The following is a 15,995-nucleotide window of genomic DNA, read 5'->3' on the forward strand; positions in this document are numbered from 1 at the left end:
GTGCCGGGGGCGTGCGGCCCTCGCGGTTGCTCATCGCCCACCACAACAGGCCGCCCAGGACGAGCAGGCCCCACGGGAAGCCCCAGAAGCCGTTGTGGCCGAACCACCACGGGAAGCCGCTGAACACGGCGAAGCCGGTGACGACCAGCAGCACCACGGCGCTGCCCTCACCGTGGCGCAGGGCGCGCTCGGCCATGATCGAGCTGTTCGTGTCCGGCAGCAGCAGCCACGCGACGAGGTAGGCCGAGACACCCACGCCCCCGAGCAGCGCCAGCAGCACCGTCGCGGCGCGCACGATGACCGGGTCGACGCCGAGGCGGTCGGCGATGCCGGAGCAGACGCCGCCGATCCACCTGTCCTGGGCGCGTCGCCGGACCCCCAGGCCGCGCAGGCCGTCGAAGAACTTGTCGAGCGCGTTCACCGGTGCGCTCCCCGTCGGTTCGTCCATGTCTCGATCCTGCTGCGCGCCGCTGGCTCCAGCCATGAGGAACGTCCCTGAGCCGACCCTGACCCGCCCCTGAGAACGGGCCGCAGCACCTGACCCGGGACGTCGGGGTGGGACAGGATGGGCACGTGCCCACGCCCTACCAACCCGCCCGGCCGGCCGAGCCGTCGCGGCACCGGCTGACCCGCCCGGCCGAGGGCCGCTGGATCGGTGGCGTGTGCGCCGGGCTGGCCGAGCACCTCGACCTGGACGTCACCGTGGTCCGGATCTGCTTCGTCCTCGGCAGCTTCCTCGGTGGGGCCGGCATCGGCGTCTACCTCTTCCTCTGGGCCCTCACACCGCAGGAACGTCCAGCCTCCGATCCCGTTGCGGGACAAGGAGCCCCGGCGCGTCGCAGCCGCCCGGTGCGTTCCGAGGCAGCGCGCAACCTGCTGCTCGGCGCCGCCCTGGTGCTCTTCGGTGCGGCCCTGGTCCTCCAGCAGCACGGGGTGAACCTGCGCCTGGACATCGTCATCCCGGTCCTGGTCGTCGCGCTGGGCGCCGTGCTCGCCTGGACCCAGCTCGATGACACCGAGCGTGACCGCTGGTTGGCCCGTGGTGGCGCCGACCGCCCGCCGGGGATGTTGCGGCTCGCGGCGGGCGTCGTCCTCGCCATCGCCGGGCTCATCGGCCTGGCCGCGATGGGGCACGGACTGGCCGGCCTGGGGAACGTCGCCGTCGCGGCTGCCGCGGTCCTGGCTGGTGTCGCGCTCATCGCCACCCCGTGGGCGGTCCGGCTGTGGAACGACCTGCGCGAGGAACAGGCACGGCTGGTGCGGGCCACCGAGCGGGCCGACATCGCGGCGCACCTGCACGACTCGGTGCTGCAGACTCTGGCCCTCATCCAGCGCAGGGCCGACGACCCGGCCGAGGTGGCGCGCCTCGCCCGCGCCCAGGAGCGCGAGCTGCGCGGCTGGCTGTATGCCGGTCCGCGCGGTTCCGGGGCCAGTCTCGCCACCGCGGTCACCGAGGTCGCCCACGAGGTGGAGGACCTGCACGGGGTGCCGGTCGAGCTGGTGGTGACCGGCGACCGGCCGCTGGAGGAGCCCGGGCAGGCCCTCGTGCGGGCCCTGCGCGAGGCGCTGCTCAACGCGGTGCGCCACGGCCGGCCGCCCGTCTCGGCCTACGTCGAGGTCGGGCCCACCCTCGTCGAGGCTTTCGTCCGCGACCACGGTGACGGCTTCGACGTCGACGCGGTCCCGTCGGACCGGCTCGGGGTGCGCGAGTCGATCGTCGGACGGATGGACAGGCACGGTGGGTCGGCCCGGGTGCGGCGCCTCGAGGACGGCACCGAGGTCTCCCTGGCCCTGCCCGTGGCCCCACCGGGCGGCGTGGCCGGCGGACCCCCTGGAAGCGTTGCAGCACAGACCAACCCGCCCACCGCCACCCAGCCGGGGCCACGCGCCGCGACCCCGTCCGAACCTCCGGGAGCCCGCTCATGACCGACCCGATCCGGCTGGTCCTCGTCGACGACCACCGCATGTTCCGCTCCGGCGTCAAGGCCGAGCTCGACCCGACGCTGGAGGTCGTGGGCGAGGCCGCGGACGTCGACGAGGCGGTGCGCGTGGTCGCCGCCACGCGCCCCGACGTGGTGCTGCTCGACGTGCACCTGCCCGGCGGCAACGGCAACGGCGGCAGCGACGTCATCAGCGGCTCTCGCGGGACGACCACGGGGTCGGGGGCACCGGTGCGGTTCCTGGCGCTGTCGGTGTCCGACGCCGCCGAGGACGTCATCGCGGTCATCCGGGCCGGCGCCCGCGGCTACGTCACCAAGACGATCAGCGGCACCGACCTGACCACGGCGATCCGCCGCGTCGCCGACGGCGACGCCGTGTTCAGCCCGCGACTGGCCGGCTTCGTCCTGGACGCGTTCGGCGCCGCCGCCGGCGAGGTAGCCGAGGTTGACGAGGAGCTCGACCGGCTCAGCGCCCGCGAGCGGGAGGTGATGCGGCTGATCGCCCGCGGCTTCCAGTACAAGGAGGTGGCCAAGGAGCTGTTCATCTCGGTCAAGACGGTCGAGACCCACGTGTCCTCGGTGCTGCGCAAGCTGCAGCTGTCCTCCCGGCACGAGCTGACCGCCTGGGCCGTCGGGCGACGCCTGCTCTAGCGCGACGACCCGGTCCCGGGTTCTACTGGGCGTCGTGTCGTCCCAGCGCGGGGTACGGGCCCAGGTCGCGGACTCCTGGTTCCGCTCGGCGGCGGCGGGGGTCCAGGCCGACCTCGTCGACGCCCCGATCACCCTGCCCACGGACGTCCTGCGCGACCACCGCGAGGCGCACCCGCTCTCGCGGGTCTTCCCGCTGCTCGACGACGTGCTCGGCCAGGCCGCCCGCGACTGCGACGCGATCATGGCGGTCAGCGACTCCGCCGGGCAGCTGCTCTGGGTGTGCGGCCACCCCCAGGTGCTGCGCCAGGCCGAGACCATCGGCTTCGTCGAGGGCGCCAACTGGGACGAGCGCGTCGCCGGCACCAACGCCCCCGGCATGGCGCTGAGGCTGGACGAGTCGGTCAACATCATCGGCGCGGAGCACTTCCGCCGGTCGGTGCAGCGCTGGAGCTGTGCCGCCACGCCGATCCACGACCCGCAGACCCACGGCCTGCTCGGCGTCCTCGACATCACCGGTGGCGACCAGATCGTCGTGCCGCAGACCATGGCGATGGTCCGGGCCGCCGCCCGCATGGCCGAGGCCGAGCTGGCGCGCGAGGTGCTCTCGCGGCGCAGCGGTGAGCCACGGCATACCGCGCGCGGCCTGTCGGTGGTGATGGAGTCGCTCGGGCGCTCCGAGACGCTGCTCTCCCTCGACGACGGCCGCGGGCACGAGGGGACGATGCGGCTGAGCCCGCGGCACAGCGAGATCCTGCTGCTGCTCGCGTCCGCCCCGCGCGGGCTCTCCGGCGACGAGCTCGCGGTGCTGCTCTACGAGGAGGACGTCAGCGCCTCGACGCTGCGGGTCGAGCTCAACCGGCTGCGCCACCTGCTCGGCGAGGACGTGCTCGCGTCGCGGCCCTACCGCCTCGCCGCCGAGATCGCCGGCGACTGGCTCGCGGTCGAGGCCCATCTCGCCAGCGGCGACGTGCGCTCCGCGCTGCGCCTGTATCGCGGCCCCCTGCTGCCGCACTCGGCCGCCCCGGGCGTGGTGCGGCTGCGCGAGGAGGTCCATGAGTCGCTGCGCCGCGCGGTGATGCAGAGCCGTGAGGCTGACCTGATGTCGACGTGGACGCGCGCGTCCTGGGGCAGCGACGACTACGCCATGTGGCTCGCCCAGCGAGCGGCGCTGCCGCAGGGCAGCCCGCTGCGGCCGCTGGTGCTGGGGCAGATCGCCCGCCTCGACCGCGAGCTGTCCTGACCGGCGAGCCGTCCTGACGCCAGCGCGCGCTGTGCCGGGAACCCGGCGGTCCTGACCCGCGGGAGGGCCGGCCGTGCGTCCCGTGCAACGTGGATGCAACATCGCCGTTCCTAGCGTCGGGGCCATCCCCTGCACCCGGGTCGCAGACACACTTCCCCGGTGCAGGGGCCCACCACTGACGTTGGGAGACGGCAATGACGGTTTACGCACCCCCTGGCACCGCGGACTCGCTGGTCTCGGTCCAGAGCAGGTACGGCCACTTCATCGGCGGCAACTGGGTCGAGCCGAAGAAGGGCCAGTACTTCGAAAACATCTCGCCGGTCAACGGCAAGGCGTTCTGCGAGGTCGGTCGGGGCACGGCCGAGGACATCGAGGCGGCCCTGGATGCCGCCCACGCCGCGGCGCCGGCCTGGGGTCGCACGCCGCTGGCCGAGCGTTCGCTGATCCTCAACAAGATCGCCGACCGCCTCGAGGACAACCTCGAGATGCTCGCCGTCGCCGAGTCCTGGGAGAACGGCAAGGCGGTGCGCGAGACGCTGGCCGCGGACCTGCCGCTCGCGGTCGACCACTTCCGCTACTTCGCGGGCGTGCTGCGCGGCCAGGAGGGCAGCAGCAGCGAGATCGACGAGAACACGGTGGCCTACCACTTCCACGAGCCGCTCGGCGTGGTCGGGCAGATCATCCCGTGGAACTTCCCGATCCTCATGGCCACGTGGAAGCTGGCCCCGGCCCTGGCCGCCGGCAACGCCGTGGTGCTCAAGCCCGCCGAGCAGACGCCGTGGTCGATCCTCAAGGTCATCGAGCTCATCGCCGACCTGCTCCCCGCCGGCGTCGTCAACGTGGTCAACGGGTTCGGCGTCGAGGCGGGCAAGCCGCTGGCCTCCTCGCCGCGGATCGCCAAGATCGCCTTCACCGGCGAGACCACGACCGGCCGGCTGATCATGCAGTACGCCAGCCAGAACATCATCCCGGTGACGCTGGAGCTCGGCGGCAAGAGCCCGAACCTCTTCTTCGAGGACGTCATGGCCGAGCGGGACGCCTTCTACGACAAGGCGCTCGAAGGCTTCACGATGTTCGCGCTGAACCAGGGCGAGGTCTGCACCTGTCCGTCGCGGGCGCTCGTGCAGCGTTCGATCTACAGCGACTTCGTGCCGGAGGCGGTCGCCCGGGTGGAGAAGATCGTCCAGGGCAACCCGCTCGACACCACGACGACGATGGGCGCCCAGGCCTCCAACGACCAGCTCGAGAAGATCCTGTCCTACCTCGACATCGGCCGGCAGGAGGGCGCCAAGGTGCTCACCGGTGGTGAGCGCAACGTGCTCGAGGGCGACCTCGCCGAGGGCTACTACGTGGCGCCGACGATCTTCGAGGGCAACAACGCGATGCGGATCTTCCAGGAGGAGATCTTCGGCCCGGTGCTGTCGCTGACCAGCTTCGACGACGAGGCGGACGCGCTCAAGACGGCCAACGACACCCTCTATGGCCTCGGCGCCGGCCTGTGGACGCGCGACGGGTCGCGCGCCTACCGGGTCGGCCGTAGCATCAAGGCCGGTCGCGTCTGGACCAACTGCTACCACCAGTACCCCGCGCACGCCGCGTTCGGTGGCTACAAGCAGTCCGGCATCGGCCGCGAGAACCACAAGATGATGCTGGATCACTACCAGCAGACCAAGAACCTGCTGGTGTCCTACTCGCCCGACGCCCTCGGCTTCTTCTAGGCCGATGGCGGAGACCCAGCAGAGTCGGGTTGAGGCCACCGGTGAGGCGGCGGACCTGCTCCGCCGCCTCACCGAGGTGCACGGGCCGGTGATGTTCCACCAGTCCGGCGGATGCTGCGACGGCAGCTCCCCGATGTGCTACCCCGCAGGGGAGTTCCTGACCGGCGACGCGGACGTCCACCTCGGTGACCTCGACGTCCCGGGGGTGGCCGGGCCGGTGCCGGTGTGGATATCAAAGGCGCAGTACGAGTACTGGAAGCACACGCACCTGACCATCGACGTGGTGAAGGGCCGGGGCAGCGGCTTCTCCCTGGAGGCGCCGGAGGGCGTGCGCTTCCTCATCCGCTCCCGGCTGATGACGCAGGACGAGCTGCGGGCGTTCTCGCTGCTCTGAGGCCGCGGCCCTAGGGTGTGGCCATGTCCTTCGTCTTCAACCTGGTCCTCGTCCTGCACCTGCTCGGCATGGCCGCCATCGTCGGTGGGTGGTTCGTCGTGGCCAGGTCGCCGCGCATCGTCGAGCCGATCGTGTGGGGCGCCCGCGCCCAGATCGTCACCGGGCTCATCCTGGTCGGCCTCGCGCAGGCAGGCTGGTCCGACCACAAGCCGGACAACGCCTGGGTCGCGGTGAAGCTGCTCGTCGCGCTGGCCGTCGTGGCGCTGTCCGAGATCACCCGGGCGAAGAACAGGCGCGGGGAGTCCTTCAACCCCAACCTGGTCCACGCGGTCGGTGGCCTGGCCGTCGTCAACGTGCTCGTCGCCGCCCTCTGGACCTGAGCGGGCGACGACTCCCTCCCGAGGCTGGTCAGGGGATGAGGAGCAGCTTGCCGGTGGTGCGCCGGCCCTCGAGGTCGCGGTATGCCGTGCCCGCGTCAGCCAGCGGGTAGCGCCCACCCACCTCGAGGTGCAGGCGCCCGGCCGCGATCGCGTCGAGGACCTCACCTCCCCGCCACAGCAGCTCCTCGCGGTCGGCGACGTAGTGCCCGAGCGTGGGCCGGGTCACGAACAGCGACCCGGCCGGGTTGAGTCGCTGCAGGTCGAACGGCGGGACCTGCCCGCTGGCCGCACCGAACAGCGCGAGCATCCCGCGGGGGCGCAGCGAGGCCAGGGACCCCTCGAAGGTGTCCTTGCCGACGCCGTCGTAGACCACGTCGACCCCGCGGCCGCCCGTGAGCTCGCGCACCGCGGCGGCCACGTCGGTGACCTCGCTGTAGTTGATGACGTGGTCGGCGCCGAGCGCGCGGGCCTTCTCCGCCTTCGCGTCGGTCCCGGCGGTGCCGATGACGGTGGCGCCGCGCGCCTTGGCCATCTGCACGAGGAGCTGGCCGACCCCGCCCGCCGCCGCGTGCACGAGGACCGTGTCCCCGGGCTGCACGGCATACGTGCTGGTGACCAGGTAGTGCGCGGTCATCCCCTGCAGCATCGCTGCCGCCGCGGTCTCCAGGTCGACCCCCTCGGGCACCGGCACCAGCGCGGCGGCGGGCAGCACGGCCAGGCCCGCGAAGGTGCCGGGCTGCATCGCCCACGCCACCCGGTCGCCGACGGCGACGCCGGCCACCCCCTCGCCGAGGGACTCGACCACGCCCGCGCCTTCGCTGCCGACGACGAACGGCGTGGGGATGGGGTAGACGCCCTCGCGCTGGTAGACGTCGATGAAGTTGACCCCGCAGGCCTCGACCCGGACCCGGACCTCGCCGGCGCCCGGCTCGCGCACCTCCCGCTGCTGCACCTCGAGCACCTCGGGCCCGCCGTTGCGGGTGACGACCAGGGCGGTGGTGGTGGTCATGGGTGATCCCCCGATCCGGTTGTGGGACAAGGACTGTCGTGCGTCAGTTGAGCCGGGTCACGGCGTAGGCCTCGGCCAGGTGGCCCTCGGGCAGCCCGAAGCCGCTCGCCACCGCCCCGCCCCAGGTGCGCAGCATGGCGTCGAGCTCGTCCATGTGGGAGGTCTGCGAGGCGTGGGCCTGCAGCGCCTTGAGCTTGCGGTCGTAGGTGGCGGTGATGTCCACCGCGTGGGTCATCCGCGGGTGCGCCATGATCCAGATCTCCCCGACGTGCCACTTCGGCAGGCCCTCCTCGAGGAGCTCGGGCCAGGCGAACGCGTTCTCCGCCGCGGGGTAGGCCGCCCGGATCGCCGCCTCACCCGCGGCCATGTGATCAGGGTGGGAGGCCTGGAGCCGGTCGTACCACCGTTCCGGGGACTGGATCAGCAGGCGCTGCGGGCGCACGTCGCGGATCACCCGGACGATGTCACGCTGCAGTTCCCAGCTCGGCTCGAGCCAGCCGTCGCGGTAGCCGTCGAGGAAGCGCACGTCGGTGACGCCGAGCGCGGCGCTGGCGGCCCGCTGCTCGGCCTCCCGGATCGCCGGCATCTGCTCGCGCGGGGTCTCGTCGAAGCCGCCCTGCTCGCCCCGGGTGCACAGCAGCACCGTGACGGCGATGCCGGCCTCGGTCCAGGTGGCGATGGTGCCCGCGGAGCCGAAGTCCGCGTCATCGGGGTGGGCGACCACGACCAGGGCCCGCTCGATCTCGGAGTCGTCCCGCGGGCCCGGTGCGGTGAACAGGTCCTGGCTCATGCCGCCACCTTATGCGCGGCCGAGGCCGGCGAGCGCGGCCCCGTCCAGGCGGTAGACCGACCACTCGTCCTGCGCCTGGGCGCCCAGCCCCTCGTAGAACCCGATCGAGGGAGTGTTCCAGCGCAGCACCCACCACTCCAGCCGGCCGTAGCCCCGCTCGAGGCAGATCCGCGCCAGCGTCGCGAGCAGCTCCTTGCCCAGGCCGGACCCGCGCTGCTCCGGGGTGACGTAGAGGTCCTCCAGCCAGATGCCGGGACGGCCCAGCCAGGTGGAGAAGGTCAGGTACCACACCGCCATCCCCACCACCGCGCCGTCGACCTCGGCCACGTGGGCCCAGGCGGTCGGCGCTCCCTCGGCGGGGAACAGGCACGCGAGGAAGCCCTCCGGGGTCGCCTCGACCGCGTCGGGCTCCTTCTCGTAGACCGCCAGCTCCTGCACCAGCCGAAGGATGGCGGGCACGTCCTCGGGGGTGGCCGGCCGGATCGTCGCGGTATGCCGTGTGGTCACCCGCCGAGGGTATGCCGTGCGGTCGCGGCGCACCCGGCGTCGCCCCGCGGCCGGGACCACGTCCACGTCACCCGTCCCGGATGAGGCGGGCCGGTCGGCCACCGCATGAGCATGGCCGGCACGGGGACGCGCCCGTCGCGGCCGGTCCCGGGGAGGAGGCCGCCGGGCATGCCGGAGCAGCATCCGTTGTCCGTGGTCGCCGCGAGCTACGACAGCGTCGACGCCGCGATCGTGGACTACGAGGCGCTCAAGGCGCTCTACCGCGTGCCCGGGGCGGCCCACGGGTTCGACGCCGCGGTGGTGGCCCGGGACCAGCACGGTCAGGTCCGCATCGTCCGCAAGCACGAGCATCCCACCCGCCACGGCGCGGCGGTCGGCGTCGGCTGGGGCCTGGCCCCCGGCGTGGCCGCGCTGCTGTTCCCGCCCCTGGGCGTCATCGCCGTGCGCGCCGCCGGGGCGGTCGGCAGCGCAGAGGTCGTCGCGGTCGCGGGTCACGCCGCTGGGGGGCTCGACCGCGAGGCGCTCAGCCGGCTCGGCGAGGCCCTCGACGCGGGCCGGGCCGGGGTGGTGGTGGTCTGCGAGACGCGCCTGACCGGACGGGTGGAGGCCGGCGTGGCGACGGCCGGCCGGGTCGTCACGGCGGCGATCGACGTCGACACCGACCGGCTCGCGGCGGACCTGCTCAAGACCCAGGAGCCGGTGCTGCCCGTCCCGCCCCGGCAGACGGGACCGCCTGAGCTGTCATAGTCCTCGCGTCCGGGGAGGCTGCGCCGGGCCGCGGCTCGAGCCGGTCGCTGTCGGCCGGACCCCGTAGGCTGGACCTCGAGATGAGCACCCTCTTCGACGACCTGCCCCTGCCCGGACTCAGCCCGAAGCAAGCCTCTGGCGAGGTGGACCACCGGGGCGTGCCCACCTGGGCCGAAGCCGCCGGTGAGGCGCCCGGCGAGGGTGCGCCGCGGCATACCGGGGTCACCCGCGACTCGGCCGCCCTGCTCGAGGGGCTCAACCCGCAGCAGCGCGAGGCGGTCGTGCACGAGGGCTCCCCGCTGCTCATCGTCGCCGGCGCCGGCTCGGGCAAGACGCGGGTGCTGACCCACCGCATCGCCCACCTGCTGGCGGCGCGCCACGTCAAGCCCGGTGAGGTGCTCGCGATCACCTTCACCAACAAGGCTGCCGCTGAGATGCGCGAGCGGGTCGCCGCCCTCGTCGGCGGCCGGGCACAGGCGATGTGGGTCTCGACGTTCCACAGCGCCTGCGTGCGGATCCTGCGCCGCGAGGCCACGAAGATCGGGATGAAGTCGACCTTCTCCATCTACGACGCCGCCGACAGCCAGCGGCTGATGTCGATGGTGCTGCGCGACCTCGACCTCGACCCCAAGCGCTACCCGCCGCGTTCGTTCTCCGCGCAGGTCTCCAACCTCAAGAACGAGCTGGTCGACGAGGAGACCTTCGCCTCGCAGGTGGTCGAGGGCAACCACCAGGAGCGGATGCTGGCCGAGGCCTACACCGCCTACCAGCGGCGGCTGCGCCAGGCCAACGCCCTCGACTTCGACGACCTCATCATGACCACGGTCACCATGCTGCAGGCGTTCCCGGACGTCGCCGAGTACTACCACCGCCGGTTCCGCCACGTCATGGTCGACGAGTACCAGGACACCAACCACGCGCAGTACCAGCTGGTCAAGGAGCTCGTCGGCGCACCCGGCGGCGAGGTCCCGCCGGCCGAGCTGGTCGTCGTGGGTGACGCCGACCAGTCGATCTACGCCTTCCGTGGCGCGACCATCCGCAACATCGTCGAGTTCGAGCAGGACTACCCCGACGCCCGCACCATCCTGCTGGAGCAGAACTACCGTTCCACGCAGAACATCCTGCGGGCCGCCAACGCCGTCATCGCCAAGAACCCCGACCGGCGTCCCAAGAACCTGTGGACCGACTCCGGCGACGGCACGCCCATCGTCGGCTACGTCGCCGACTCCGAGCACGACGAGGCCGCGTTCGTCGCCCGCCAGATCGACGCGCTGGCCGACGAGCACGGGGTCAAGCCCAAGGACGTCGCGGTCTTCTACCGCACCAACGCCCAGTCCCGCGCCGTGGAGGAGGTGTTCGTCCGGGTCGGCCTGCCCTACAAGGTCGTCGGCGGCACCCGCTTCTACGAGCGGCGTGAGGTCAAGGACGCGCTGGCCTACCTGCGGGTCATCTCCAACCCCACCGACACGGTCAACCTGCGCCGGATCCTCAACGTCCCCAAGCGGGGCATCGGCGACCGGGCCGAGGCCTGTATCGCGATGCTCGCCGAGCGCGAGCGGGTCCCGTTCGTCGCGGCCCTGGGCCGCCCGGAGGACGCCCCCGGCATCGCGACCCGCTCGGTCACCGCGATCAAGGCGTTCACCGGGCTGCTCGAGGCCCTGCAGACCGTCCACGAGGGCGGCGCCGGCGTGGCGGCCCTGATCGAGGCCGTGGTGGAGCAGACCGGCTACCTCGCCGAGCTGCGCGCCAGCCACGACCCGCAGGACGAGACGCGTGTGGAGAACCTCGCCGAGCTCGTTGCCGTCGCGCGCGAGTTCGACGAGGCCAACCCGGAGGGCTCGCTGGAGGACTTCCTCGAGCAGGTCTCGCTGGTGGCCGACGCCGACGAGATCCCCGACTCCGAGGAGGCCGAGGACCAGGGCGTGGTGACGCTGATGACGCTGCACACCGCCAAGGGCCTGGAGTTCCCCGTCGTCTTCCTCACCGGCATGGAAGACGGCACGTTCCCGCACATGCGGGCGCTCGGGGACAACAAGGAGCTCGAGGAGGAGCGCCGGCTGGCCTACGTCGGCATCACCCGGGCCCGCGAACGGCTGCACCTGTCCCGCGCGGTGGTCCGCTCCGCCTGGGGTCAGCCGCAGTACAACCCGGCCTCGCGCTTCCTCGACGAGATCCCGGCCGAGCTGATCGACTGGCAGCGCAGCGAGTCCACCGGCATGCGCCCCTCCTCGACCCCGGCGGTGGCCACCCTCGCCGGGCGGCCGGGGGTGCGCTCACCGGGCAACAAGCCGGTCATCTCGCTCAAGGACGGCGACCGGGTCACCCACGACTCCTTCGGCCTCGGCACCGTGGTGCGGGTGGAGGGCGAGGGCGACAAGGCGATGGCGCACGTCGACTTCGGCGGCGACGCCGGGGTCAAGCGGCTGCTGCTGCGCTACGCCCCGGTCGAGAAGCTCTGACCTGGCACACCCCCACCGGAGAGAGGGGTGGTCGGGCCGAGGGCTCAGGGGAGGAGGCCGTGCGCCCGCAGCCAGGGCAGCGGGTCGACCGCGTCGCCCCCGTCGGGGTGGATCTCCAGGTGCAGGTGCGGGCCGGTCGAGTGGCCGGTGTTGCCGGACTGGCCGACGACGTCGCCGGGGGAGACGTGGTCGCCCACGCTGACGCCGACCGCGCTCATGTGGCCGTACCACGACTCCGTGCCGTCCCAGTAGCGCACCTTGACGATGGTGCCGAAGCCGGACTCGACACCGGCGAAGACGACCTCGCCGGTGGACATGGCCACGAGGTCGGTGCCCACGGGGGCGGCGAAGTCGTCGCCCTCGTGCATCCGGCCCCAGCGCCAGCCGAAGTTCGATGACATGGAGGCGCCGCTGATCGGCATGACCCAGCGGTGTGCCCGGGCCAGCTCGGCGGCTGCGCGCTTCACGGCGAGGGCCTGTCGCGCCTGGGCGCGGGCCGCCCGGTCGGCGGCCTCCCGGCGAGCTGCCGCCGGACCCGTGTCCGCCAGCGCCGTCTGGTGCCGCTCCACCACCTCCTGCCGGTACGTCGACTGCGCCTCAGCCTGGCCGTGCGCCTGGTGCACCAGGGCGGCGTTCTGGTCGAAGCTGACCGCCCGCGGCTTGGCGTTCGTGGCCACGGCGGCGCCGGTGGCGGTGAAGGTCAGGGCGGCCGCGGCGGCCGTCGGCAGGGCGACGCCCGCGGTCAGTCGAGGGGTGTGCTGCTTGGGCGCTCGGTGACGGCCGGGGGCGCGGTGGCGCGCCGCGTACTGGTCGGGCACAGGCAGGAACCTCACGGCAGGTGGCACGGGAACCGCGAGACTAGCGTGACCGTTTCGTGACAGGCAAAGGCCGCTGTGGAAAACCAGGGCCCCTCGGTCCTGGCTCCTCAGCGTCCGTGCGTGAGGTCCCCGGCGGGGTCGGGCTGGGGGCCGCGCGGCTCTGCGGCGACCGGGGTCCGGCCCGAGGAGGCCAGCGGCGTCACACCGGCCGTGACGGTCGAGCCGTCGGGGTCCAGGTGCGCCAGCGCCGTGGAGATGCCGTGGACCACGCTGCCGAGGATGGGCAGGCTCATGTGCCCGACCCCGTGCAGGCGCACGTTGCGGGCGGACAGGTCCTCGTGGGGCAGGCTGGCGTGCCGCTGGGGGAAGATCATCTGGTCCAGGTCCGACCAGTAGACGACGAACCGGGTGCGGCAGTGCGTCACCGGCTCGGCCAGCTCGCGCATCAACGTGCTGCCCGGGCGCAGCTGGCGGGTCAGCCGCGAGGGCCAGGCGAACGCCGTGTAGGTGCCCTGGTGCGGGGTGCCGAGCGTCACGAGGGTGTGGACGCGCTGGTCTCCGCCGAGTCGGGTCACGTAGTAGCGGGCGATGAGCCCGCCGAGGCTGTGCCCGACGACGTGGATGCGTTCGTAGCCGGTCTCGGCCACGAGCACCTCGACCTCCTCGGCCAGCCGGGCCGCGGCCGCGCGCACGTCAGTGGTGAGGGGGGAGTAGTTCATCGACAGCACCCGCCCGAAACCGCGGCGCCGCAGCCCGAGGCGCAACACCGAGAAGATCGAGCGGTTGTCGGCCATCCCGTGCACCAGCAGGATCGGCGTGCCGGCCGCCTCGACGTCACCGATGACCAGGCCGCGCTGCACCGGCGGCAGCTCGCTGACGCTGTAGCCGTGGGCCTGGTCCTGGCGACGGTCGGCGACCAGCCCCCAGGGGTAGAGCGCCACGTGCGTGGCCAGCCAGGTCGCCTCGACGGCTGCGCCCATCAGCCCGGTGGGAGTGCACAGGGCGCGAGCCGCACCACCGACCACCCCCGTGGCCGTCACGGCCACCCCGGTCGCCCGCCCTGCTGCCCGCAGCAGGGCGGCCCGTGGACCAGCCGGCGCGTCTCCCTCCGAGCCCGACCTCGGCGCCGGGGCAGGGGGGCTGGGAACGCCGGTCAGGGTCATGCCTATCGACTCCTCACGCCCGGGGGCGGCTGTCACGTCGGTGTGACGGGGGTGACATGACGGTAACGCCGAGGTGGCGGTGGCGCGAGGGCAAAACGCCCTGCCGATGGCGAAAACCCCTGCGCCGTATGCCGTCCGGTTGCCCCGCGAGGGCGACCGGACGGCATACCGGCCGGCTGTGACCGATCTCGCCCGGGCCGTGGCGGCCCCGGGTCTGCCCACGGAGGAGGAGTTTGGCTAGTCTGCCGCCCATGACCCAGAGCCCGCTGCGCGTTGTCGTGGCCAAGCCCGGCCTCGACGGACACGACCGTGGGGCGAAGGTCGTTGCGCGTGCCCTGCGTGACGCCGGCATGGAGGTCGTCTACACCGGCCTGCACCAGACGCCGGAGCAGATCGTCGAGGCGGCCATCCAGGAGGACGCCGACGCCGTGGGCCTGTCGGTGCTCTCCGGTGCGCACATGACGCTGTTCGCCAAGGTGGCCGAGCTGCTCAAGGCCCGCGACGCCGAGGACATCGTCGTGTTCGGCGGGGGGATCATCCCCGAGGGCGACATCCCCGAGCTCGAGAAGCTCGGAGTGGCCAAGGTGTTCACGCCCGGTGCCACGACGACCGAGATCGTCGCCTGGGTCCGGGACAACGTCACCCCCAGCTGACCTCCGGCCGGCCGCGCCCGCTCAGGGCGTGATCGTCATCAGCGCGCCGGGCCGCTCCCAGCGCATCACCGTGCGCAGCGCCGAGGACGGGATCGACACGCACCCGGCCGTGCCGTGGCCGAGGTCGACGTGGAAGAAGATCGCCGACCCCCGGCCCGGGGTGCGGGCCTCGTTGTAGCCGACCACCTGCGCGTAGTCGTACGCCGGGGACTTCAGCAGCGGCTCCGCGCTGTCCCACCGGCCGCTCGCGGGCGTGTGCTGGTGCGTGTTGTAGAGGCTCGAGCCCGGGTCGTCGACCCAGACGTCGCTGGAGCCGGTGGTGAACCACGGGCCGTCCAGGCCGGGGTTGCCGTAGGGCCCGAACCCGCCGCGCAGCGGGAACGTGCCGGCCGGGGTGGTCATGTCGCCCTCGCGCTTGGACCAGCTCACGCCCCGCTGGCCGACGTGTCCGTAGTACGGCCCGAGCTGGCTGACATAGCTGCCGTGGCTGCGGGCGCAGGCCCGCACGGTTGCACTGGCGCCGTAGGCGTCGACCAGCACCACCTGTGAGGCGGTCACCGAGGACGGGATGCCCTGGCACACCACGGCGGTCGGCGTCCGGAGGGCCTCACGGCTGGGTGAGCTGGGGGAGGAGCGCCGCGGCCGGGTCGCGGGGGCCGGCGGGCGGGTGGTGCTCGTCGTGGCGCTCGGCGTCGGCGTCGCGGTGGTCGTGCTCGAGGTGGGGCTCACCGAGGGGGTGTCGGGGGTGGCGGTCATGGCGGCCGGCCGGATCGTCACGCCGGGGGTGCAGGCCGTGCCGAGCAGGGCCGTGGCGGCCACGAGGCCCGCGGCCAGGAGCGGTCGGGTGGTCATCGGCTCACCTCGAAGTGCTGGTAGTCGGGCGCGCTCCACAGGCCGCCCCAACGGAAGCCCAGCCCGGTGAAGGCGCGGACCGCGGCGCTGCCGGAGCTCGCAAACACGCCTGCCGCGGGGGAGCGGTGGGTGACGAACCACTGGTCGGGCCAGACTCGTCCCTGATCGTCCCGGTAGGGGTTCTCCCAGTCGTTGACGTCGACTGCGCGCCCGTAGGCGTGGTTGGAGTACTGCTTGCGCTCCTCCTGGCCCCCGACGTAGCGGCAGTTGAACGCCGAGGTGTTGTCGGCGTCCATCGCGGCGTAGTCGTTCGCGCCCGGACCCTTGGGGTTGTGGCCCCACGCCCGGTCCATGACCCTCATCTGCCGGATCCGGAACCGCTGGTCGTAGAGCCGCGTGAACGCCGCCGCGGTGCGGGTGGCGATCGAGGCGTGGACGACGACCGCGCCGCGCGAGCGCTTGCCGTCGAAGCCCCAGAAGTTCACGGTCACGTAGCGCAGGTCTGCGCGGCCCACCGGGCAGCCGGGTGTCCACGAGTAGCCGACCATGCGCGACCAGACCGCGTCGGGGACGAGGCTGACGCGGGCGTTCGCGCCGGCGCCGTCGGCGGCGGCGTTGGCCGGGAAGCGCACGCGGGGCTCGGCGCCGGAGCGCGCGGCGGCAGCCGGCATCCC

The 15,995-nt window shown here is 72.9% G+C and carries 17 protein-coding genes; 9 read left to right on the forward strand and 8 right to left on the reverse strand.

The window, feature by feature from the left end; all coding sequences use genetic code 11:
* Positions 1-448, reverse strand: a 448-nt coding sequence (locus VF825_RS13940; RefSeq protein WP_331114307.1) for a PspC domain-containing protein, incomplete at its 3' end; no start/stop codon positions are given.
* Positions 449-573: 125 nt separating this feature from the next.
* Here VF825_RS13940 and VF825_RS13945 point away from each other — a divergent pair.
* The 6 genes from VF825_RS13945 to VF825_RS13970 all read left to right on the forward strand — a co-directional run bounded on the left by VF825_RS13945 (position 574) and on the right by VF825_RS13970 (position 6,323).
* Positions 574-1,926, forward strand: a complete 1,353-nt coding sequence (locus VF825_RS13945; protein WP_331114309.1) for a PspC domain-containing protein — start codon at positions 574-576, stop codon at positions 1,924-1,926.
* Positions 1,923-2,591, forward strand: coding sequence for a response regulator transcription factor (locus VF825_RS13950; RefSeq protein ID WP_331114311.1), 669 nt, complete (start codon positions 1,923-1,925; stop codon positions 2,589-2,591). Before VF825_RS13945 ends, VF825_RS13950 begins: the two co-directional genes overlap by 4 nt.
* Before the next feature lie 34 nt (positions 2,592-2,625).
* The gene (locus VF825_RS13955; RefSeq protein ID WP_331114313.1) at positions 2,626-3,831 is read left to right on the forward strand and encodes a GAF domain-containing protein; all 1,206 of its coding nucleotides are present in this window, start codon (positions 2,626-2,628) and stop codon (positions 3,829-3,831) included.
* Positions 3,832-4,025: 194 nt separating this feature from the next.
* Positions 4,026-5,549 (forward strand): aldehyde dehydrogenase family protein, encoded by a 1,524-nt coding sequence (locus tag VF825_RS13960; protein ID WP_331114315.1) that lies wholly within the window; start codon positions 4,026-4,028, stop codon positions 5,547-5,549.
* Positions 5,550-5,553: 4 nt separating this feature from the next.
* Positions 5,554-5,943, forward strand: a complete 390-nt coding sequence (locus VF825_RS13965) for a DUF779 domain-containing protein (protein ID WP_331114317.1) — start codon at positions 5,554-5,556, stop codon at positions 5,941-5,943.
* A gap of 23 nt (positions 5,944-5,966) precedes the next feature.
* On the forward strand, positions 5,967-6,323 hold the full coding sequence (locus tag VF825_RS13970; RefSeq protein ID WP_331114319.1) for a hypothetical protein: 357 nt from the start codon (positions 5,967-5,969) through the stop codon (positions 6,321-6,323).
* A gap of 28 nt (positions 6,324-6,351) precedes the next feature.
* On the opposite strand, the gene VF825_RS13975 is transcribed toward VF825_RS13970, so the two are convergent.
* Genes VF825_RS13975 through VF825_RS13985 form a run of 3 tightly spaced genes read right to left on the reverse strand, consistent with a single transcriptional unit; the run spans position 6,352 to position 8,629 of the window.
* Positions 6,352-7,332, reverse strand: coding sequence for a quinone oxidoreductase (locus tag VF825_RS13975; protein ID WP_331114320.1), 981 nt, complete (start codon positions 7,330-7,332; stop codon positions 6,352-6,354).
* Positions 7,333-7,375: 43 nt separating this feature from the next.
* Positions 7,376-8,122 carry a PIG-L deacetylase family protein gene (locus VF825_RS13980; RefSeq protein ID WP_331114321.1) on the reverse strand — a complete coding sequence of 249 codons (747 nt, stop codon included), beginning with the start codon at positions 8,120-8,122 and terminating at the stop codon, positions 7,376-7,378.
* Between the two features lie 9 nt (positions 8,123-8,131).
* Positions 8,132-8,629, reverse strand: a complete 498-nt coding sequence (locus VF825_RS13985; RefSeq protein ID WP_331114323.1) for a GNAT family N-acetyltransferase — start codon at positions 8,627-8,629, stop codon at positions 8,132-8,134.
* Positions 8,630-8,797: 168 nt separating this feature from the next.
* Here VF825_RS13985 and VF825_RS13990 point away from each other — a divergent pair, with 168 nt between their 5' ends.
* The gene (locus tag VF825_RS13990) at positions 8,798-9,376 is read left to right on the forward strand and encodes a hypothetical protein (RefSeq protein WP_331114325.1); all 579 of its coding nucleotides are present in this window, start codon (positions 8,798-8,800) and stop codon (positions 9,374-9,376) included.
* 80 nt (positions 9,377-9,456) lie between these two features.
* A complete protein-coding gene (gene pcrA / locus VF825_RS13995; protein ID WP_331114327.1) occupies positions 9,457-11,835 on the forward strand; it encodes a DNA helicase PcrA in 2,379 nt (792 codons plus the stop codon).
* A 44-nt stretch (positions 11,836-11,879) separates the two neighbouring features.
* Here pcrA and VF825_RS14000 read toward each other — a convergent pair whose 3' ends face one another.
* Together VF825_RS14000 and VF825_RS14005 are read right to left on the reverse strand one after the other, a co-directional pair.
* Positions 11,880-12,653, reverse strand: a complete 774-nt coding sequence (locus VF825_RS14000; RefSeq protein ID WP_331114329.1) for a M23 family metallopeptidase — start codon at positions 12,651-12,653, stop codon at positions 11,880-11,882.
* A gap of 107 nt (positions 12,654-12,760) precedes the next feature.
* A complete protein-coding gene (locus VF825_RS14005) occupies positions 12,761-13,693 on the reverse strand; it encodes an esterase/lipase family protein (protein ID WP_331114331.1) in 933 nt (310 codons plus the stop codon).
* A 374-nt stretch (positions 13,694-14,067) separates the two neighbouring features.
* Between VF825_RS14005 and VF825_RS14010 the strand changes: the two genes are divergently transcribed.
* A complete protein-coding gene (locus VF825_RS14010; protein WP_331114334.1) occupies positions 14,068-14,469 on the forward strand; it encodes a cobalamin B12-binding domain-containing protein in 402 nt (133 codons plus the stop codon).
* A 21-nt stretch (positions 14,470-14,490) separates the two neighbouring features.
* Here VF825_RS14010 and VF825_RS14015 read toward each other — a convergent pair whose 3' ends face one another.
* Both VF825_RS14015 and VF825_RS14020 read right to left on the reverse strand, forming a co-directional pair.
* Complete coding sequence (locus VF825_RS14015) at positions 14,491-15,321, reverse strand: hypothetical protein (RefSeq protein WP_331114336.1); 831 nt, start codon at positions 15,319-15,321, stop codon at positions 14,491-14,493.
* The coding region (locus VF825_RS14020) for a M15 family metallopeptidase (RefSeq protein ID WP_331114338.1) at positions 15,318-15,995 on the reverse strand (678 nt) is incomplete at its 5' end. The genes VF825_RS14015 and VF825_RS14020, both read right to left, overlap by 4 nt.

Origin of the sequence: Oryzihumus sp., assembly GCF_036391795.1 — a bacterium.
In the GTDB taxonomy this organism is placed as follows: Bacteria; Actinomycetota; Actinomycetes; order Actinomycetales; family Dermatophilaceae; genus Oryzihumus.